Genomic DNA, 19,827 nt, shown 5'->3' with positions numbered 1-19,827 from the left:
GAAGTACCGTGGGTGATGTGCGGAGTGGATCTTAAACTAGGGCGAAAATCCCTGAAAAAAGCCAATATTCGCTCTAAATGAACGAAATTAGGGAATTCCTCCCTGATAATAAGGGGGATTTCTTTAATTACCGCCGAATCAGCTATATTTTAGGGAGGTTTTCCCTAATTATTAGTCTAATGACCAGAAACTCTAGAATTTCAGGGAGAAATTGCCCAATTATTCTATCGGCGCTTGAGTTAGGCAACAATAAGGCGCTTCGGTTGGTACTTCAATTACTACTTCAGTTGGTGCTTCAGCCTCTACTTCTATCGGAGTTTAATTAGATCATCACTAGGATGCTTCCCACGGTACTTCTATTTGTGCTTCTACAGAGCTTCTATTAAAGCTTCATATCTACTTGACCAGCACGCAAAAGCCCGACCTATCAATTAGGCCGGGCTTTCTAATATTAAATGCTTGTAGCTGCACTGCTCTCCAATGAAGCTCTCCAGGAACGAAGCATTTGCAGATCAAGTGGCAGAAATTCCTCAAGCATATGTGAGAGACCTAGATATAGCGGACTATCCGTTGCTGCATTCAGTTTCTGACAGAACTGCGGTGTCCATTGCAGTAGATGCTTTTCCAAAAAGGACTCCTGAATATCAAGCAGCTCCATAGCACTTCTTATTGAAAAGCTATTGTAAAGCATACGCTCATGCATGACTGCCATAAATTCGAGCTCAATAGCAATATGATCATCGGCTTCACCATTACACTTATTGAATACAATTCCAGCGGAGGTGTATACATCCGCAAGCACGTTACAGAAATCCTCCGAGCGTCCTAAAATCGCTGCTTCGCGCAATTTAAAAGAACTAACGGACTGTTCTTGCATAAGCCGTTTATATTCTTTGCTCTCTTTCTCGCATATCATTGGCAGCTTGTTCGGTTCCTGACTCAAATAGCGCTTCAGCTCCCGACCGCCTTCCGTCATCTCAGCCGCTACACTCATCTGGCGATTGCGGCTCCATTGAGCCACTAGAGAGAGTGATGGTTTTCTACCCAAAAAATCCACTAAAAGCTGATATATTAATCCCCGACTTTCCAACCAACGGCTAAAAGCCTCCGGAACGGTGAGCGATGGAACAGTATGTGTACTCATTTTGCAAATCCTCCTCAATGGTTTCCCGGTCACTCTCCGTCACATTACCGACGTGCGGTTTCCGGTATCCTATCTGTTTTCGCAAAAGTGAACGTTAAAACTAATCCGCACCTAGATTATATCGGATATTAAAAGCGCTTTCCGTGAGCATTCTATGTCTAAAAACTTTATTTGTCGTACTTTTGTCACACTTTCCGTTGTTCAATATGCGTTATCTTCTTATCTAGTTTGTCCAGTTTTATGTAATGAAACCCTGTCGTCCAGAACTTTGCTCATTGACGTGAATCCAAGCGATCTTTAAAATTCTAAACAAGTATAAACATCTTCGCGTTCTGTCCTATTAGGGACGTTATGCGTGTATACGAGAAAGTATAAGAGCAATTTATCAGCCAGATTTAAAGGAAGGGAGCAACGCCATGGAGCCGCTGACGGACCCTTTTGGACGTTTACACGATTACATCCGCATTTCGGTTACCGACCGCTGCAACCTGCGTTGCATCTATTGTATGCCAGCGGAAGGGATGCAATTCCAACCGCAGGACGAGATTCTGAGTTACGAGGAAATTACCGCAGTCGTTAAGTCGCTAGCCCCTCTTGGATTACGTAAAGTACGACTAACTGGTGGAGAACCTCTTGTCCGCAAAGATCTGGAAAAGCTTGTTGCTATGATATCTGCGATCCCAGGTATAGAAGATATTTCGCTGACTACAAATGGTTTAATGCTTCCAGCCAAAGCAGCACAGCTAAAAGAAGCCGGTCTGTCACGGGTAAACATCAGCCTAGACTCCTTACGGCAGGATCGATTTTCTATGATTACTCGTGGCGGCGAAGTCGCCAAGGTATTAAAGGGGATCGAGGCCGCACAAGCCGCCGGACTTCAACCGATAAAGCTTAACGTTGTATTGATGAAAGGAATTAATGACGACGAAATCAAAGACTTCATCTCCCTTACGCTGGAGAGTCCTCTAAATGTACGCTTTATAGAATACATGCCGATTGGCAGTGCTACTGATGCTTGGCGCCAAACTTATCTGCCTCTGGAAAGGGTTGTAGAAGCTTGTACTGAGGCTGGTTGGGAAACGGAAGCGGCAGAAATGCCCTCCGGGAATGGCCCTTCCCAGAATCGGCGGGTTGTCGGAGCCCCTGGTACATTCGGCCTGATTCATCCGGTGAGCGAGCACTTCTGCGATAATTGCAACCGCCTGAGACTTACCGCAGATGGGCACATCAAAGCTTGCCTGTATTGGGCAGATGAATACAATGTCCGCCCTTTGATAAGCGATCCTGTTGCTGTGCAGGCCTTATTCCGGAAAGCGCTGGGCAACAAACCCCATAATCATGAAATGGCCTTAGCTCTGGAGAAAAAAGCACAGAGCCACACGCCGACAGCTCGGCGCATGTCTCAAATTGGTGGATAAACGTCCATCCCGGTATTATAGTTCCTCTTTTAATTGCATAAATACAAAAAACGCCGCTTTCCCACTGAACGATCTGGGAAAGCGGCGTTGTGCTTAAAGCTTAGCGATGAGCTATTCAATCACTATTAGAGAGATAGAGCTTCGAGCAGCTTAGAAATAGTCGCCGCCGCCTCGGCTCTTGTAGCCTTTTTCTCAGGACGGAAGGTATTGTCTTCGAATCCACCCAGAATACCGGCTTCAGCTGTTTTTCACATACAGCAAGTTTATTTCATTCGTACTGGCAAGCTCACCTTGAACGCTGTCCCATCCCCCGGGCGACTATTTGCAGTTACCTTACCTTCATGCAGCTCAACGATTTTTTTAACCAATGACAGACCTAGTCCACTACCGCCACCACTTGCGGTTCTAGCTTTATCTGCCTTATAGAAACGCTCGAAAATCCGAGGCAGATCTTCCTCCGAGATGCCAATCCCGCTATCTTGAATCTCCACCTCTACCTGCTCATCGACCATGCGAAGGCTAATATGGATGCAACCGTTCTGCGGAGTAAACTTGATACTGTTATGCAGCAGATTAGTCCAAACCTGACTCATTAAATCTTTTACAGCAGATACATTCACTTCTTCCAGTTCAGCCTCTACCTCTATTTTTTTCTCCAACCACTGTGGTTCAGAAGCCAGAATCGTATCTCTAAGCTGCTTATCCAGGCGGTAAATCTGATTTTCAAACGGAAAATTGCCCGATTCAAGCGCGGACAGCTTCAATAAATTATCACTGAGCCCAGATACGCGGGTACTCTCAGCCACTATAATATTAAGGTAGTGCCTCCTGCTCTTCACACTCAGAGTTTCATCCTGCAGCGCAAGAGCAAACCCCCGAATAGAGGTTAGCGGAGATTGAATTTCATGCGATACATTAGAGATAAAATCCTGACGCATGGTCTCCATCTGGCTCAGTTCGCTGGCCATTACGTTGATACTCTCTACAATCTCACCGAAATCACCGTAGTCCTTTGTATTATCAAGTACCACATTGAAATCACCCTTAGCAATCCGCCCTAAACCTTCGATAATTGATTTATAAAAAACACGTTCCCAGCCCCGGAATAACTTGGAGGTTACCAATGCCATCAAAAACAAAATCACAATTCCGACCATCACGCCGATTAACTGGGTCAAATACTCCGAAGAGGGGCGTCCAACCCTGCCATATATCCAGTTCATCAAGAAATAAGCTGCACTCCAGCTAATCCCAACACCACCGAAGTAAATAAAAGTCATCCCAATCCGCTTAAGAAGCTCCTTAAACCGGTTCATGCCTCTGCCTCCAGCCGATAGCCTAATCCGCGGATGGTACGAATAACAAACCCGTATTTATCAGGAGCGAACCGTTCGCGTAAACGGTTGATATGCACATCGAGCGTCCGCTCATTCCCTTCAAAATCATAACCCCATATCTCTTCGATTAGCCTGTCTCTAGTCAATGTCTGCCCCGGATAGCTGCCCAGCTTAAATAACAGCTCAAATTCCTTAAGCGGCAAGGTGACTTCTCCATACGCTGAGGATACCTCGTAGGTTTTACGATTCATTCGCAGCCGGCCAATCCCCACACTTTGTGCAGCAGAGATTTGGTAACGTTTGAGCAGCGCCTTTACTCGCGCAATAAGCACCACTGGCTCAAAGGGTTTGACGAGATAGTCATCACTTCCCAGCTCAAAGCCCTTCACAATTTGTGAGGTCTCTCCCTTAGCCGTCAGCATCAATATCGGAAAATCATAGGTTTGGCGCATCTTCCGGCACAGCTCCCAGCCATCCAAATTGGGCATCATCACATCAATAATGGCTAAGTCTATGTTATGGCTCTCCAGAATCTGAAGAGCCTCCAGTCCATCAGAAGCTCCATAGATGTCATCCATCCCCTCAGCTCTCAGAAACACTTCTACCAATTCGCGGATGTGCGGATCGTCGTCCGCTACTAGTATTTTTGTCATGTATCACTGGAGCCTCCTCTTTATTGTCTTGAATCTCAAGGTTATTCATCTGCAGTTGCTGGGTGGCAAATTCACGATATAGCTCATGGTTTTCCAGCAGTTCTTCATGTCTTCCCATCCCGGTAATCTGGCCCTTTTCCATAAAAATAATCTGCTCAGCATTTACAACAGTAGCCAAACGGTGCGCAATTACAATCGTAGTCCGGCCCTTCATCAAATTGGACAGTGCCTTCTGCACTACGGCCTCTGATTGGCTATCCAGACTGGAGGTCGCCTCATCAAGCATAAGAATCTTTGGATTCCGCAGCAGCGCTCTAGCAATAGCAATCCGTTGCCGCTGTCCACCCGAGAGCTTCACACCTCTCTCACCGACATCCGTATTATATCCTTCAGGAAGCTCATCGATAAAGCCATCTGCATAAGCCATTGCTGCTGCTGCGCGCATCTCCTCCATGCTAACGTCTCGATCCAATCCATAGGTTAAATTCTCAGCAATCGTACCTGCCAACAATGGGCTTTCCTGTGAGACGTACCCGATCAGTTTCCGCCATGAGCGTAATGAGAAGGTTGACACTGGTTTATCGCCTAGCTTAACCATACCTTTCTGAGGCTCATAGAATCGTTCGAGCAGTGAAAATAATGTAGTCTTGCCTCCCCCGCTCGGTCCAACAATAGCCGTCACCTGACCCGGAAGCATCCGGAAGCTTACATCGGTTAGCACATTCTCACCATTTTTATATCCAAAGCTTAGATCTTCTACCGAGATAGGACCCTCTGCACCGTTCGCCTCTTCCTGGCCCTCATATACCTCCTCTTCTGCTGCCAGGGTTTCAATAATGCGCTCTGATGCCCCTTTAGCTTTCTGAATCTGTGTAAAGAACGTGGTCAATTGAGTAAGCGGCATAATAATCTGAATAAGATACAGGATAAAGGCTACCAGCTCTCCAGCTGTCAAAGCACCGGAAGATACCTGCATTCCGCCATAACCGATAATGACCACAAGTAACATCATAAAGACAAAAGAGACCAGTGGGCTGATCATAGCGCTGATTTTGCCTTCACGAATACCAAAGGAGAGCAGGTTCATAATTCCGGTTTTGCCTGCTTCGTACTCTTTTTTCTCTGCACCCGAGGATTTCACCAGACGGATCTCTGACAATACACCACTAAGTGTGGCGGTAAAAGAAGCTGTTTCGTCCTGCATGCCTTTGGAGATTTTGTACATCTGCCGTCCAAGCGGCACCAAAATCAACGCAGATAGTGGAAGAACGGTGAACAGAACAAGCGTCATCTTCCAGTTTAAAAATAACAGCACAGCAATGGAGCCCACAATGGAAATCACTCCGGTAAATAAGCTGGCCAGATGTTCAGAGATCAGCGTTTTGATGATCCCTGTATCATTCGTCATCCGGCTGACGCTTTCTCCTGTCCGATTATCATTGTAATAAGCTACTGGCAACACTAAAAATTTACGCCATAACCGGTCACGAAGACCTGCAACCATCTTCTGGCCTACATAATTCAGCAGATAGATAGAGATTCCCCCGGCGATCGTCTGCGCGATAAAAGCACCCGCTATGCCTGCAATTTGCAGCTTGCTGACAGAAGCCAAAGAAAAGCCATCCACCAGATTTTTGGTGAACATTGGGATCACCAGACTAACCAATGTCGAGATCATGCTTAGTGCAATGGCTATTGCCAATAAGCCGTATGAAGGCTTGGTTTCTTTTAATAATGTGAGGAATGGCTTCAGCGCCGTTTTCCCCTTAGCTTCGGATTTTTTCATGCAAAAACTCCCCTTTTTTTGGTGAATCTGCGAGAAGAATGTATCTTCTCTGTTTCGCCTAACCCCATCCTAGCCCTGAATTGTAAACTGAAGTTAAACCCATTGATTCTCTTTTATACAAACGTAGATAGGATAATCCTCAGGCATATTCCTAATAAGGAGGAGCGAACTCTTAACATTTCTACCACCTGCAAACTTGTTATATGCGTTTTTTGTCACTTAGCGGATCAAATTTAAATAAACGTTAAAAAAATGTAAAAAAGTAAAAAAGGAAGTTTGTATCCCTTTTCAACACGTGTTACAGTGATAGAAGGGCCTAATATTGGTCAGTATATCCATGCAAGACATCTAGTGGGAAAGGAGTGACGCATTTGCGGAAAGGCGTTAACTATCCATCTTCTTTCACGTCTTTAAAATGGTTCAATTTTTTTGTATACGGAACCATGGTCCTCTTCTCCAGCTTCTTTCAACTATACCTGCTGGATGTAGGGATGAACAAATTAGAGATCGGTGCCGTATTTTCTATGGGTGCGCTAGTATCCATCTTTGCAAATCCATTCTGGGCAATCTGGACTGACCGATACCAGAATATCCGGAGAATCGTTTTGCTTATGTTAATCGGAACGTTAGTGTTATCCCAGCTTATGTTTCGGGCAAATACATATGAGATGATCTACATCTCCATTCTTTTGTTCTATTTCTTCCAAGGACCGTTATTTGCTCAGAGCAATACGATGATTCTCAGCTATATTGACGGAACTAACTATCGCTTCCGTTCTTTTCGGCTTTGGGGTTCATTGGGGTGGGCACTAATTGCAATTGCCGCCGGATTGGTCCTTGATTGGGCTGGTGTATCTATCTTGTCCTATCTGTTTGCAGGCTTACTATGTGCATCAATGTTATCCATTCTTGCATTACCGAAACTTAACCATACCATTGGCATGGCTCCTATGCCGTATAGAGGCTTCAGCAAACTAATTTATAATCCCTTTTTCTTGTGTTTCATATTGTTTGGTATCCTAGTTTCCATACCGAACACCATGAACACTACATTCATGTCTTTGTATATTACGGACCTAGGCGGCTCCAAGGGAATGATTGGTCTCGCAGTATTCCTCTCCTCTATTTTGGAAGTGGGTGTATTTGTTCTCTGCGACCGATTCCTTAAACGTAAAATATCTGTTCTGCTCGGCTGGCTTGCGCTGGTTAGCGCTTTATTCGTACTACGATGGTGGTTCATGGCGGACGCGACTACAGCCCTCCAAGTAGTGCTCATTCAAATTTTACACTGCATAACATTTGGTGGTTTCTTCTATGTAGGCACTCAACTGACCATGCTTCTTATTCCAAGACCTTACCGTGCTTCAGGACAAGCGCTCTACACACTGACTTGGAGCGGTATAGCCGGTATTGTTGGAGGAGTTCTCGGAGGTTGGATGTATCAAAATCTAGGGGCACAGAGCATGTATCAAGCGGGTGTCTTCTTGACACTGTTTGGAACGCTAGGCTTTACTTTCATGTGGCTCTTTGTAAACCGTGGAGGCTACCGGCCCCCTACAGAGGATGAGGAAGAACTCTCTCACATCGAAATATTATAAGCGAAAATATAAAAAACAGGCGCAAACGTACCTAAACGGGACGTTTGCGCCTGTTTTATTATAAAGAACCTGAACGAATCAAGTGTTAGCCTTGTTTTGGAGGCTGAAATGAACTCTTCAGTGAAACGATAAGATTGAATACGAGATGCCCAGGCGCCGAATATTTGCTATCTACATTAAAATAGCCATGACGGAAGAACTGGAATTTATCCTGAGCCACACTGTCCTTAAGCGCGGGTTCCACAAAACCTTGTAAGATTTCAATGGATTTAGGATTAAGCTGATCCAAGAAGCTAGGCTCCGCTTTCTCTACCGTGGAATCCAGACCTTCAACTTCTGCAGCTTCATCTACTTCTTCAGCAGAAATCAGTGGCTCGTATAAACGGAATTCTGCAGGCACAGCTTGACTAGCTTCTACCCAGTGCAGAGTACCTTTTACCTTACGGCCTGTAAATCCACTACCACTCTTTGTTTCCGGATCATACGTACAATGCAGTTCAACAACCTCGCCATTCTCATCTTTAATGACTTCATTACATTTGATGAAATAAGCATGCTTCAGGCGTACTTCATTGCCGGGGAACAAGCGGAAATATTTATTGGGCGGATTCTCCATAAAGTCGTCGCGCTCAACATAAATCTCACGAGAGAACGGAATTTGGCGTACACCCATTTCTTCATTCTCTGTATTATTCTCCGCTTCAAGCCATTCTGTTTGGCCTTCCGGATAATTGGTGATAACAACCTTAAGCGGACGAAGTATAGCCATGGTGCGAGGCACAGTTAACTTAAGGTCTTCCCGGATAAAGTGCTCCAGCATTTGCAGGTCCACTAGACCCTGACTCTTGGAGATCCCTGCTTCGTACACGAATTTACGAATCGCTTCCGGCGTATATCCTCTGCGGCGCAGGCCGGAGATCGTTGGCATCCGCGGATCGTCCCAGCCATCCACATGTTTTTCGTCTACCAGCAGCTTCAGCTTACGTTTACTAGTCATAGTTTGAGCGAGATTCAGACGGCCGAATTCATATTGATGCGGAACTGAAGGCATCTCACATTCCGCTACGACCCAATCATAAAATGGGCGTTGATCTTCAAACTCAAGCGAACAAAGGGAGTGAGTTACTCCTTCAATGGCGTCCTCAAGTGGATGAGCGAACGTGTACATCGGATAGATGCACCATTTATCCCCTGTATTATGGTGATGCGCATGAGTAATCCGATAGATGACAGGATCACGCAGATTAATATTTGGTGATGCCATATCGATCTTGGCACGAAGAACCTTCTCACCATCTTTGAATTCCCCTGCCCGCATACGGCGGAACAGATCCAAATTCTCTTCGATGCTGCGCTCACGATGTGGGCTGTTCTGTCCTGGCTCCGTCAGCGTTCCCCGCAATTGGCGAATTTCATCCGCGCTGAGGTCATCTACATAAGCTTTACCTTTAGTAATTAATAATTCGGCACGTTTGTACATTTCCTCAAAATAATCCGATGCAAAACGCAGCTCTTCCCATTCATAGCCCAGCCACTTTACATCTTCCTGAATGGAGTTCACATATTCCGTATCTTCTTTGGCAGGATTCGTGTCGTCAAATCTTAGGTTAGTCTTGCCACCGAACTCGTCCGCCAGTGTAAAGTTAATCCAAATCGCCTTGGCATGTCCGATATGTAAGTAACCGTTCGGCTCCGGCGGAAAGCGTGTGACAACTTCTTTTACTTTACCCGTACGGAGGTCTTCGGTAATAACATTTTTAATAAAATTGGAGGGGGTAGTACGGTTCTCCACAGCTATCAACCTTTCGTTCTGTAGTGTTACACTACTTCTTGTATAAACATGTTTCCTACTAATATACCCGTTAACTGTAGATTGTTCAATAAAAGGGGGCACATGGCCTGGATCAATTTTTAGCATCTTTAGACCTTTTGACTTCTCTGCGGGCGATAGAGTAGCATGATAATCATAAGAAAAAATCCATAATCATACATAAGGCCTTGTGCCGAAAAGGAGGCAACTGCTTGTTTAATTATGTCATCGACGAAGAGCTTATCTTAAAGCCACTCATGCCTGAGCATGCTAGGCACATATTCGCGTTAGTGGAGCGCTCGCGGGAACGACTTAGGCAATGGCTTCCTTGGGTTGATGCCGTTACGGAACAGGATCACACCCTTAATTTCATTAAAAATGCTATAAAACAAGGCACCGACAATGGCGCCTTCACTGCTGGACTTTGGGTCCGCGGCGAGCTCGCTGGCGTCATTGGGTATCACCAGATTGACTGGCATAACCGTTCCGTAGGGATTGGTTATTGGCTTGGTGATGGATATGAAGGCAAAGGTTATATGACCAGTGCCTGCCGAGTTCTAGTAGACTACGCCCTGCTGGAAATGGAGCTGCAGCGGGTAGAAATTCGCTGCGCAACCGCCAACGTAACTAGCCGGGCAATTCCTGAACGGCTTGGTTTTGTGCTCGAAGGTGTGATCAGACAGGCAGAAAAGCTGCCCGATGGCTACGTGAATCACGCCGTATATGGTTTATTGCGTAGTGAGTGGCAACTGCTCGGCTAAGTTGATTAAGGAAAGTTATACAAACACGCAAGCAGAAATAAACCTGGCCGGCATACGCCCCCAGGTTTATTTTATTGTGCAGACCAAGATTAGATCTCTGGCATACCCAGTTGTTTTCGAAACTTGTTCCGTACTACGGCTGAGAGAGCTTCCAGCTCCACAAGCTCTGCCAGAGCAGCTTCCTCTTGCAGCCCAACCTGCATTAAATGCAGTACATGCGCCACGGAAGCATTGCTGTCTCCGTTTTCTTTTTTGACAATTGCATCGCCGGTTGAAATCATTCCTTCACGAAGTACACGTAAGTAAAATCCGCTATACCTTGTATCCAGAACTTGAGCCGGTAGATCTGCGGGTCCATGCTTTTGTGAGATTTTGAAGCAAGGGTATCGTGGTTGGCTAACCTGAAGCAAAGTGGTGCCTATTTCATATACATCGCCAATACACACCTCTGTCTCCAGTAGACCCGTTGTGGTGATATTTTCTCCAAAAGCCGAGTACTCCAGTTTCTTTCCCATCTGCTGTTCCCAATACGGATAGTGCTCAATGGGATAGGCGCATACCGCCTTGTCAGGACCTCCATGATGTTTAAGATCTGCCTGGCCATCTCCAACAAATCCATTGGTATGTAGCTGAACTGATCCATCTACAGGCGTTTTATAAATTCCGGTCTCCAAAGGTTTTCCCCGATAATCCACCGTCACCGGCCGACCGACATTAAGCGAGACGATCTCCATATCCATTTCCTCCTGTCAGCATGCAGCTCATAAATATCTCATCCACATAACGACCGCCAAGATAAAACTCCTCCCGCAGACGCCCCTCTTCCACAAAACCGCATTCCCGGTAAAAAGAAATCGCTGATTCATTGCAGGATAATACACGCAGACGAAGCTTACGAATAGCATGCGCCGCAGCGTGTTCCTTAATGGCTTCCATGAGCTGCCGGCCGATGCCTAAACGTTGATAGTTCGGATGAACAGCAATATTAACCTCGCACACATGCCGGTTGCTCTCCATTCTACTAGGGCAGCCAAACCCGACATATCCACATAGCTTGTCATCTTGCAGCGCTACGAGCTGTGATCCCGGGGGAGCATTCAGTAAGAAATCTTCTTGTGAGCGCCACAACATAGGTCCCGGGCTAGTATCCTCTGTCCAAATCAGATGGTCCAGATCAATCAGTTCTCGCACGTCTTTAATCTCTGATGGTCTAATAGTTAACCTTGCCTTGTTGATTTGTTTCATAAGATGTACACCCCTTGCCTTGCACCTCTATAGAATTCACAGCAGATGTTGGAATCCACTGTGTATAGTTATCCTACGGACCGCTCTAACGAATGGCCTTTACGATTGACTAAAGCATGGATGACGAAAAACCCTACAGACAGCAGCGCCATCGCACAGGCCAGCCAGGCTGTTGGTGCCAAACCACCGCTATCATACAGTCTGCCCATGAAGTAAGGGCCAATGACTCTCCCGACTGCACCAATCCCTCCGCTTAGTCCCAAATAAAACGGTGCGCTGCGCCCCGCATGATCCGAGATAAAGGATGGCATCGCTGGAGAAATCAGCATTTCTCCCAGTGTAGCAAGCACCATTCCAAGCACTAATCCAGGATAATTAGGCATCCACAAAAGAAACGCATAGCCACCCAAATAAAACAGGGCACTTGCAGTCATTTGCGCCGTTGAGGTAGACGCGAACCAGCGCTTAATCATTGTTACCAATGGCTGAGCTGCAAAAATCAAAATACCGTTCAGTGTCCAGAGAAAACCATAAGTTTTCTTAGGCCAGCCCTCTGAAATAATGAACGGAGATACCCCTGTATTCCAGATAGAGTTACCGAGAAGCAGGAACAAAGAACCGATCCCCATATAAAGATAAATACGAGTATGCCCCATTAGCTTCCACGTGGATTGTTTCTCTAGTTCATTCTTCTGATGCCCCATTACCTCATGCGCAGGTTCTCCACCGATTTTCTTCAGATATATAAAAAAGAAACCCGCAAATACCGCCGAGGTTACACCATTCATTACAAAGCTTAGCATATAGGAAATATCGGCCAAAAAACCGCTTAATGCCGTCCCCAGTGCTACACCAATATTATTGGCGACATAAATAACATTAAACAGCTCACCACGCTGCTTCGTGAAACGAAAGCCGATAAATGCCTGAATGGCAGGTAATGATAAGGAATTAAATAATCCCACTAGTCCCATTGCAACCATAAATAACGTCCAGTTGTTACTAGCTGCCGGCAAGGTGAACAGTGCCAAAGCATTCATGGCGAGCGCTCCGACAATCAGCCGGTTCACGCCTACCTTATGATAGAGTGAGCCCCCGAGTAGTTGACCCACGATCCCACCAACCGATTGAATAAGAATCACCAGTCCAGCATCTGACATGCTGCGTCCAAGCTCATCAAATACATACATCGTAACGAGCGGCCACATCAGCGCACTACCTGTTGCGTTAATTAGGCTGGCAATGAGAAATATTTTCACTTCTTTTGGATATGCCTGTAAAAACTTCATAAGTAGTGTACATCCCCTGTTATATATGTGTCATTAATTCATCCAGTATCATCCCAAAACAGGGCTATGAGCAAGCATACACATTGACGTTTTATCGTGATAAAGTACGCATGAAATCTAAAGGATAAAACGCACATATCGCATGAAATATCCCGTCTCCCTTGGGGTTCACGTCCGCAGTCCTCCCTAGTTCTAATATCTATTCTTATTTTAAAGCCGTGGCTGTCGTCCGTAAAGCAAACAAACAAGAAGAAACTGATTCGCTTTTAGAAAGACGGGGTAATAGAGCCTAGAAACACTCCCCCTTCAAAATTCGCCGTGATCCGATTTCGTTCCCCCGAGCGCGGATATATCACGGCGGATTTTTTTGTGTCTACATAACAAAAAGCACCCCTAAAACATTAACGCCACCAATAAGGCAGACCTTGAATGTTCTATGGAGTGCTCTATAAGACGAGCTTAAGCGTGTTTTTTGACACTGCTGCCGGACATGCTATCTACGGATTGAATAGCCGTAGGTGCTTTACGCAAGTATGCCATCCAATAGGCAGCTGCGACAAATATTGCCCCACCCGTTAGATTTCCGAGCCAGACGGGAACAAAGTTAGTGAAGTATTGCCCCCATGAATAGTAACCTTCAAAAATAGCTGCTGGAATTAGGAACATGTTAGCTACAACGTGCTGGAATCCGATCGCAACAAAGGCCATCGTCGGGAACCAAATACCAAGGATTTTGCCGCTGAAGTTATCTGCTCCATAGGAGAGCCATACGGCCAGCGCAACGAGCCAGTTACAGCCGATACCCGAAACAAATGCCGGAAAGAATTCTGCATCGATTTTATGACCAGCCATATCCACCAATTTTTCTAAATACACACCCTCTGAAGTTAAACCCACCACATGACCGAAGAAATAAGCTACAAATAATGCCCCTGCCAGATTACTAATTGTAATGAGCAAAAGATTCTTCACAACTTCCCAGAAAGAAATCTTCTTAGCCATAAAAGCAAGCGGCACGGCCATCATATTCCCTGTCAGTAGTTCTCCACCTGCAAGGAGTACCATGATCAGCCCAACGGGGAAGACTGCGGCTCCGATAAAGTTAGCAATGGAACCCCATTCCTGTGGTGCGCCAGCAATGACGCGAATATCTAATAAAAACCCGAGCGCAATAAACGCTCCTCCCAAAAAGCCCAGAATAAGTACGGTACTTAGCGGATTATGAGCTTTTTTTATGCCGTTCTCTACAGTTACTTCGGCAATTTGCTGCGGTTTGCTATAAGCCATGGTTCCTATCCCCTTCATCTATTTACTTCAAATTTGTTCCTTTATGACCATTGTAGCGTGTCGTAAAATACATTAACGTGATAATTATCACTTTGAGAAAACTAAGTGAAAGTTTTCACTGACATGTCAAATTTACTGCGACCTGAGCACAAATAGAAGTTTGTGTATGACCGGCTAAGCCAGCATATCTTGTTTCGTTGGATTACATTTGAGCGTACGCAGCAGCTATCGGACACAGTTGTCCTTATATGCAGCTAGATCTCACAGTAGCTATACCTCACTGTAGTCATACCTCACTATAGTCATACTTCACTATCGGCATTCTATCGGACTCGGATGACTCTAATCGTAGCTTTTGAGCATATTTGGCCCACACCCGGACATCGGACTCAGTTGACCTTATACGTAGCTTTTGAGCACATTTGGCTCGCTATCGGACCCCATAGTCGCTATTGGCACCAAAAACACACTAGTTGTACCTCATTCTATGTAATAGCTGCACTGGAGTCCGAAATCACACTCAAAAGGCGATTATTTGCTAAATAGCGGCTTCTGAGTCCGAAAAATTCTGCAGAGGGCGATGATTCAGCACGATCGGACTCAGTTGACCCTAATCGCAACTTTCGAGCACATTTGGCTTGCCATCGGACCCCATGGTCGCTATTAGCACGAAAAACACACTAGTTTTACCTCGTTCTATGTAATAGCTGCACTGGAGTCCGAAATCACACTCAAAAGGCGATTAATTGCTAAATACCGGCTTCTGAGTCCGAAAGCTTCTGCAGGGGGCGATGACTCGGCACGATCGGACTCAGTTGACCCTATTCGTAGCTTTTGAGCACATTTGGCTCGCTATCGGACCCCATAGTCGCTATTAGCACCAAAAACACACTAGTTGTACCTCATTCTATGTAATAGCTGCACTGGAGTCCGAAATCACACTCAAACGGCGATTATTTGCTATATAGCGGCTTCTGAGTCCGAAAAATTCTGCAGAGGGCGATGATTCAGCACGATCGGACTCAGTTGACCTTATACGTAGCTTTTGAGCACATTTGGCTCGCTATCGGACCCCATAGTCGCTATTGGCACCAAAAACACACTAGTTTTACCTCGTTCTATGTAATAGCTGCACTGGAGTCCGAAAGCACACTCAAAAGGCGATTATTTGCTAAATAGCGGCTTCTGAGTCCGAAAGCATCTGCGGAGGGCGGTGACTCAGCACGTCGGACTCAGATGACCTTATACGTAGCTTTTGAGCACATTTGGCTCGCTATCGGACCCCATAGTCTCTATTGGCACCAAAAACACACTAGTTGCACCTCATTCTATGTAATAGCTGCACTGGAGTCCGAGACCACGCTCAAACGGCGATTATTTGCTATATAGCGGCTTCTGAGTCCGATAAATTCTGCGGAGGGCGGTGACTCAGCACGATCGGACTCAGTTGACCTTATACGTAGCTTTTGAGCACATTTGGCTCGCTATCGGACCCCATAGTCGCTATTGGCACGAAAAACACACTAGTTGTACCTCATTCTATGTAATAGCTGCGTTGGAGTCCGAAACCACGCTCAAACGGCGATTATTTGCTATATAGCGGCTTCTGAGTCCGATAAATTCTGCGGAGGGCGATGACTCAGCACGATCGGACTCAGATGACCTTATACGTAGCTTTTGAGCACATTTGGCTCGCTATCGGACCCCATAGTCGCTATTGGCACCAAAAACACACTAGTTGTACCTCATTCTATGTAATAGCTGCACTGGAGTCCGAAATCACACTCAAAAGGCGATTATTTGCTATATAGCAGCTTATGAGTCCGGAAAATTCTGAGATGGGCGATAACTCAGCACGATCGGACTCAGTTGACCTTATACAGAGCTCCTGAGTCCGAAAGCTTCTGCAGGGGGCGATGACTCGGCACGATCGACTCAGTTGACCCTATTCGTAGCTTTTGAGCACATTTGGCTCGCTACCATCACCGAAGCCATTGGATTGCATCTACCCAAGCAGCTAATCATTCTGCACCTAACAAAAAAAGCAGCGATCCTCCCGTTACAGGAGGATCACTGCTTCTCTAGCTTTACAAGGCTGTCTTATTCTTCGATAAATCACTCAGGAACAACGTCCCTTTTTAAACCGTTACAGCCTCTTTGCTTGGTACTGTTGTCGGCAGCGCTTGAAGACCTACTGTATTCAGGAAATTCCAAGGTTTGTTGTAATGCGGTTGGAAGAAGAAATCGATAAAGGCAAGTTGGTCGATTGTCATTTGATTTTGAATACATACAGACACTGTGTTGATCGATTGCGTCAGATCCATCTTGGACATAATTTGAGCCCCGAGAATACGGCGTGTGGCGCGATCAAACACTACTTTTAACTGAACCTGCTCAAAGGTGGGCATAAATTCTGGACGGTAGTTATCAATAATCATGGCGGTTTCTACGTCCATTCCTTCAGCCTTAGCTCCTTCTTCAGTAAGCCCTGTTGCAGCGATATTGTCTTCATAAATCTTAATGCCCGAAGTTCCTTGTGTACCCATATAAGGAATGGTCTCTGTTACCAAGTTGCGCGCAACTAAGGTTCCCATCCGTACGGCATTGGTTGCCAGTGGGATATAGGCGTGTTTGCCTGTAGGGTTGTAATGAATCGCACAGCTGTCGCCAGCGGCATATACATCCGGGCAGCTAGTCTGCATATAGTTATTGACTACAATGGCACCATTAGGCAGCATATCGACTTGACCTTTTAAGAGTTCAGTATTAGGACGGAAACCAATGCAGAGAATGACCAGATCTGTCTCATGCTCACCTTTGCTTGTAATAACCTTTGTTACCTTACCGTCTTTGCCTGCAAAAGAGCTGACCTTCTCATTCAGTGCCAATTTAATCCCATGATCCTGAAAAGATTGTTCGATCGGTGCAGTAAATTCTTGGTCCAGATATTTACTCAGAATGCGATCTTCACCATCAATTAGCGTAACTTGCTTGCCATTCATTTGAAAAGCTTCCACCAGTTCAACGCCGATATATCCAGCGCCGACGACGGTGATTTTATTCGCTTGTTTAGCTTTTTCTATAATAGTGTTGGAATGATCATAGTTCTTGGAAAGTAAAATCCCCTCGAGTTCAAATCCTTCAAGCTTCGGTACAATCGGCCATGAACCTGTAGTCATAATCAGCTTATCGTAGGTATCAGCGAACTCGTGGCCTGTCTCCAGATTGCGTACACGCAATGTTTTGGACTTCGTATCCACTGCAGTTACTTCATGACGCATATTGGTCTTTACGCCAAGCTCTGCAAGCTTTTCTGGTGAAGAATAGAATAGCCCCTCTGGGTCTTTAACCACTCCACCTACATACAAGGCAATCCCACAGGATAAGAAGGAAATATTATCATTACGCTCATATACAGTAATCTCGGCATCCGGGTAAAGTTGAGCAGTATTCACAATTGCGGCGGTTCCGGCATGGGTACATCCAATGACAGCTACTTTCATTATTTCTTCCTCCTTCAAATGGACAATCGGGTTATATATTTGACTTGCATGACCGATCAATGATGGAATCTGATCAACAATGGGTTAGTTGTGATTTATTTCACTTTATAAACTGATTATATTGTGATATTTATCACATTACAAGTCTTTTTTACCTATATCCTCATATTGTTCACAATTTTAAGTTTTTTTCCGCCACTGCTGCCGAATGCGACTCCGTTAGCTTTGCCACGTGGGAGGTACATTATGATCCGCATTTGCAGGAATCCAAAGGAAGCATAAAAAAAGGCCTCCCCTCTAATACCAACAAGGAGAAGCCTTTTATTAAAACACTTTTACACCAAACCGTGAATCTCTCCGTCCTCATCCATCCATAGTCCCTCAGCGGCTGGCTTAGCTGGCAGACCTGGCATCGTAACGATATTGCCTGTAATAACTACCGCAAAACCTGCACCAAGCGAAAGGGTAATATCTCGGACACCAATCGTAAAGCCTTCCGGTGCTCCGAGGAGTCTAGGCTGGTCGGAGAAGGAATAAGGCGTCTTCGCCAAACATACTTGAAGATCATTTAGCCCAAGCCGCTCGATAACCGCCAGACTCCGCTTAGCCGCCGGGGAAAAATTCACTTCTGCCCCGCGGTAGATCTCATGGACAATTTTGTTGATTTTGGATGAAATGTCGAGATCCTTCTCATACAGAGGAGCAAACTGGCTCGGACCACTATTGTCCAAGAGCTTGTTCAGTTCAGAAGCCAGCTCCTGTCCACCTGCACTACCTTCCGCCCATACTTTTGAGATCGCAGCTGGCACGTTTAAATTGCGGCAGGCCTCCAATACATCATTAATCTCGCCCTCACTGTCCCCTTCAAAATGATTTATGGCAACTAAAACAGGGACTCCAAATTTACCAAGATTCTCTACATGACGTTCTAAGTTCACCAATCCCGCGCGCAGCGCCGTCCGATTCTCGGTTAGAAGCTCGCCTTTAGGCACACCACCGTTATATTTTAAGGACTTAACAGTTACGACAAGAACAGCAGCAGAAGGGGTTAACCCGGCCTGTTGGCATTTGATATCCATGAATTTCTCTGCACCAAGATCCGCTCCGAAGCCTGCTTCGGTGACCACAACATCTCCCAGCTTAAGGGCATAACGAGTGCCAATAACACTGCTGCAGCCATGAGCGATATTCGCAAACGGCCCCCCGTGCACAATAACAGGCGTACCTTCCAGAGTCTGTACCAAGTTTGGCTTAACTGCTTCCTTAAGCAGCGCTGTCATCGCTTCAACGGCCCCGATTTGCTCGGCTGTTACCGGTTGTCCCTCTTGGTCATATCCAATCAGAATACGGTTTAAACGCTTCTTGAGATCAATAAGGTTATCGCATAAGCATAACACAGCCATAATCTCAGAAGCCGTTGTAATCTGAAAGCCACTTTCCCGTACCGCTCCATTTCCGTCCCCGAGCCCAGTCACAATACTGCGCAGGCTGCGGTCGTTCATATCCATGACACGTTTCCAAACGATACGCTGCGGATCCAGTCCCAGCTCATTGCCTTGGAAGATATGATTGTCAATCATTGCGGACAATAAATTATGCGCAGAAGTTACCGCATGAATGTCACCGGTAAAGTGCAAATTAATCTCATCAGCCGGAACAATCTGCGACTTCCCGCCGCCTGTTGCGCCGCCCTTCATCCCTAAGCAAGGCCCAAGCGAGGGCTCACGTAAAGCAGCCACGGTCTTCACTCCTGCTGCATTCATTGCCTGCGCCAACCCGATGGTTGTTAAGGTCTTACCCTCGCCAGCAGGGGTCGGATTCACCGCAGTGACCAGAACCAGCTTGCCATCTGGCTTGTTTTTCATATCCTCCCATAAGGAAGGTGAGAGTTTGCTTTTATATTTGCCGTATAGTTCCAGATGCTGCTCGTCGATTCCTGCTTGTGCTGCTACCTCTGTAATTAACTTCATGCTTGTATAAAACCCTCCTGCCGTTA

The 19,827-nt window shown here is 45.9% G+C and carries 15 protein-coding genes; 3 read left to right on the top strand and 12 right to left on the bottom strand.

Translation table 11 applies throughout. The features are described from left to right. Positions 1 to 451: 451 nt before the first annotated feature. On the bottom strand, positions 452 to 1,144 hold the full coding sequence (locus MHH63_RS25845) for a TorD/DmsD family molecular chaperone (protein ID WP_076123947.1): 693 nt from the start codon (positions 1,142 to 1,144) through the stop codon (positions 452 to 454). Positions 1,145 to 1,560: 416 nt separating this feature from the next. Between MHH63_RS25845 and moaA the strand changes: the two genes are divergently transcribed. Next, entirely contained in the window at positions 1,561 to 2,562 is a 1,002-nt protein-coding gene (gene moaA, locus MHH63_RS25840) for a GTP 3',8-cyclase MoaA (protein ID WP_341172232.1), read from the top strand. Positions 2,563 to 2,687: 125 nt separating this feature from the next. Here the strand turns inward: moaA and MHH63_RS28650 are convergent, their stop codons facing one another. From MHH63_RS28650 to MHH63_RS25825, 4 genes are read right to left on the bottom strand one after another with little or no spacing between them, the layout of a single operon-like run. Further along, entirely contained in the window at positions 2,688 to 2,792 is a 105-nt protein-coding gene (locus MHH63_RS28650; protein ID WP_081383200.1) for an S-layer homology domain-containing protein, read from the bottom strand. 33 nt (positions 2,793 to 2,825) lie between these two features. Next, positions 2,826 to 3,878, bottom strand: coding sequence for a HAMP domain-containing sensor histidine kinase (locus MHH63_RS25835; protein WP_076192343.1), 1,053 nt, complete (start codon positions 3,876 to 3,878; stop codon positions 2,826 to 2,828). Further along, the gene (locus MHH63_RS25830) at positions 3,875 to 4,552 is read right to left on the bottom strand and encodes a response regulator transcription factor (RefSeq protein WP_076123953.1); all 678 of its coding nucleotides are present in this window, start codon (positions 4,550 to 4,552) and stop codon (positions 3,875 to 3,877) included. Before MHH63_RS25830 ends, MHH63_RS25835 begins: the two co-directional genes overlap by 4 nt. Next, complete coding sequence (locus MHH63_RS25825; protein WP_341087995.1) at positions 4,482 to 6,338, bottom strand: ABC transporter ATP-binding protein; 1,857 nt, start codon at positions 6,336 to 6,338, stop codon at positions 4,482 to 4,484. Before MHH63_RS25825 ends, MHH63_RS25830 begins: the two co-directional genes overlap by 71 nt. Before the next feature lie 362 nt (positions 6,339 to 6,700). On the opposite strand from MHH63_RS25825, the gene MHH63_RS25820 reads away from it, so the two are divergent. Beyond that, entirely contained in the window at positions 6,701 to 7,936 is a 1,236-nt protein-coding gene (locus tag MHH63_RS25820) for an MFS transporter (protein WP_305953522.1), read from the top strand. Positions 7,937 to 8,021: 85 nt separating this feature from the next. Here the strand turns inward: MHH63_RS25820 and MHH63_RS25815 are convergent, their stop codons facing one another. Further along, the gene (locus tag MHH63_RS25815) at positions 8,022 to 9,728 is read right to left on the bottom strand and encodes a glutamine--tRNA ligase/YqeY domain fusion protein (RefSeq protein WP_038574952.1); all 1,707 of its coding nucleotides are present in this window, start codon (positions 9,726 to 9,728) and stop codon (positions 8,022 to 8,024) included. 230 nt (positions 9,729 to 9,958) lie between these two features. On the opposite strand from MHH63_RS25815, the gene MHH63_RS25810 reads away from it, so the two are divergent. Then, positions 9,959 to 10,507 (top strand): GNAT family N-acetyltransferase, encoded by a 549-nt coding sequence (locus MHH63_RS25810; RefSeq protein WP_036681941.1) that lies wholly within the window; start codon positions 9,959 to 9,961, stop codon positions 10,505 to 10,507. An 89-nt stretch (positions 10,508 to 10,596) separates the two neighbouring features. Here the strand turns inward: MHH63_RS25810 and MHH63_RS25805 are convergent, their stop codons facing one another. The 6 genes from MHH63_RS25805 to MHH63_RS25780 all read right to left on the bottom strand — a co-directional run bounded on the left by MHH63_RS25805 (position 10,597) and on the right by MHH63_RS25780 (position 19,801). Beyond that, positions 10,597 to 11,241, bottom strand: a complete 645-nt coding sequence (locus tag MHH63_RS25805; RefSeq protein WP_340011526.1) for an MOSC domain-containing protein — start codon at positions 11,239 to 11,241, stop codon at positions 10,597 to 10,599. After that, positions 11,222 to 11,752, bottom strand: a complete 531-nt coding sequence (locus MHH63_RS25800; protein ID WP_076123959.1) for a GNAT family N-acetyltransferase — start codon at positions 11,750 to 11,752, stop codon at positions 11,222 to 11,224. Before MHH63_RS25800 ends, MHH63_RS25805 begins: the two co-directional genes overlap by 20 nt. A 68-nt stretch (positions 11,753 to 11,820) precedes the next feature. Beyond that, positions 11,821 to 13,041, bottom strand: coding sequence for an MFS transporter (locus tag MHH63_RS25795; RefSeq protein ID WP_341172231.1), 1,221 nt, complete (start codon positions 13,039 to 13,041; stop codon positions 11,821 to 11,823). Between the two features lie 459 nt (positions 13,042 to 13,500). Continuing rightward, positions 13,501 to 14,328, bottom strand: a complete 828-nt coding sequence (locus MHH63_RS25790) for a formate/nitrite transporter family protein (RefSeq protein ID WP_036681949.1) — start codon at positions 14,326 to 14,328, stop codon at positions 13,501 to 13,503. 2,138 nt (positions 14,329 to 16,466) lie between these two features. After that, positions 16,467 to 17,831, bottom strand: a complete 1,365-nt coding sequence (locus tag MHH63_RS25785; RefSeq protein WP_076123965.1) for an FAD-dependent oxidoreductase — start codon at positions 17,829 to 17,831, stop codon at positions 16,467 to 16,469. 335 nt (positions 17,832 to 18,166) lie between these two features. Next, on the bottom strand, positions 18,167 to 19,801 hold the full coding sequence (locus MHH63_RS25780; RefSeq protein ID WP_076301455.1) for a formate--tetrahydrofolate ligase: 1,635 nt from the start codon (positions 19,799 to 19,801) through the stop codon (positions 18,167 to 18,169). Positions 19,802 to 19,827: the final 26 nt, after the last annotated feature.

Source organism: Paenibacillus sp. FSL H3-0310, from assembly GCF_038002785.1.
In the GTDB taxonomy this organism is placed as follows: Bacteria; Bacillota; Bacilli; order Paenibacillales; family Paenibacillaceae; genus Paenibacillus_AQ; species Paenibacillus_AQ odorifer.
The sequence above is the reverse complement of the archived record's forward strand: the minus strand, read 5'-3'. Positions and strand labels throughout refer to the sequence as shown.

Excerpts from the sequence above, each read along its gene's own strand:
- MHH63_RS25845 (WP_076123947.1), bottom strand. The coding sequence starts at position 1,144 with ATGAGTACACATACTGTTCCATCGCTCACCGTTCCGGAGGCTTTTAGC.
- moaA (WP_341172232.1), top strand. The coding sequence starts at position 1,561 with ATGGAGCCGCTGACGGACCCTTTTGGACGTTTACACGATTACATCCGC.
- MHH63_RS25835 (WP_076192343.1), bottom strand. The coding sequence starts at position 3,878 with ATGAACCGGTTTAAGGAGCTTCTTAAGCGGATTGGGATGACTTTTATT.
- MHH63_RS25830 (WP_076123953.1), bottom strand. The coding sequence starts at position 4,552 with ATGACAAAAATACTAGTAGCGGACGACGATCCGCACATCCGCGAATTG.
- MHH63_RS25825 (WP_341087995.1), bottom strand. The coding sequence starts at position 6,338 with ATGAAAAAATCCGAAGCTAAGGGGAAAACGGCGCTGAAGCCATTCCTC.
- MHH63_RS25805 (WP_340011526.1), bottom strand. The coding sequence starts at position 11,241 with ATGGAGATCGTCTCGCTTAATGTCGGTCGGCCGGTGACGGTGGATTAT.
- MHH63_RS25800 (WP_076123959.1), bottom strand. The coding sequence starts at position 11,752 with ATGAAACAAATCAACAAGGCAAGGTTAACTATTAGACCATCAGAGATT.
- MHH63_RS25795 (WP_341172231.1), bottom strand. The coding sequence starts at position 13,041 with ATGAAGTTTTTACAGGCATATCCAAAAGAAGTGAAAATATTTCTCATT.
- MHH63_RS25790 (WP_036681949.1), bottom strand. The coding sequence starts at position 14,328 with ATGGCTTATAGCAAACCGCAGCAAATTGCCGAAGTAACTGTAGAGAAC.
- MHH63_RS25785 (WP_076123965.1), bottom strand. The coding sequence starts at position 17,831 with ATGAAAGTAGCTGTCATTGGATGTACCCATGCCGGAACCGCCGCAATT.
- MHH63_RS25780 (WP_076301455.1), bottom strand. The coding sequence starts at position 19,801 with ATGAAGTTAATTACAGAGGTAGCAGCACAAGCAGGAATCGACGAGCAG.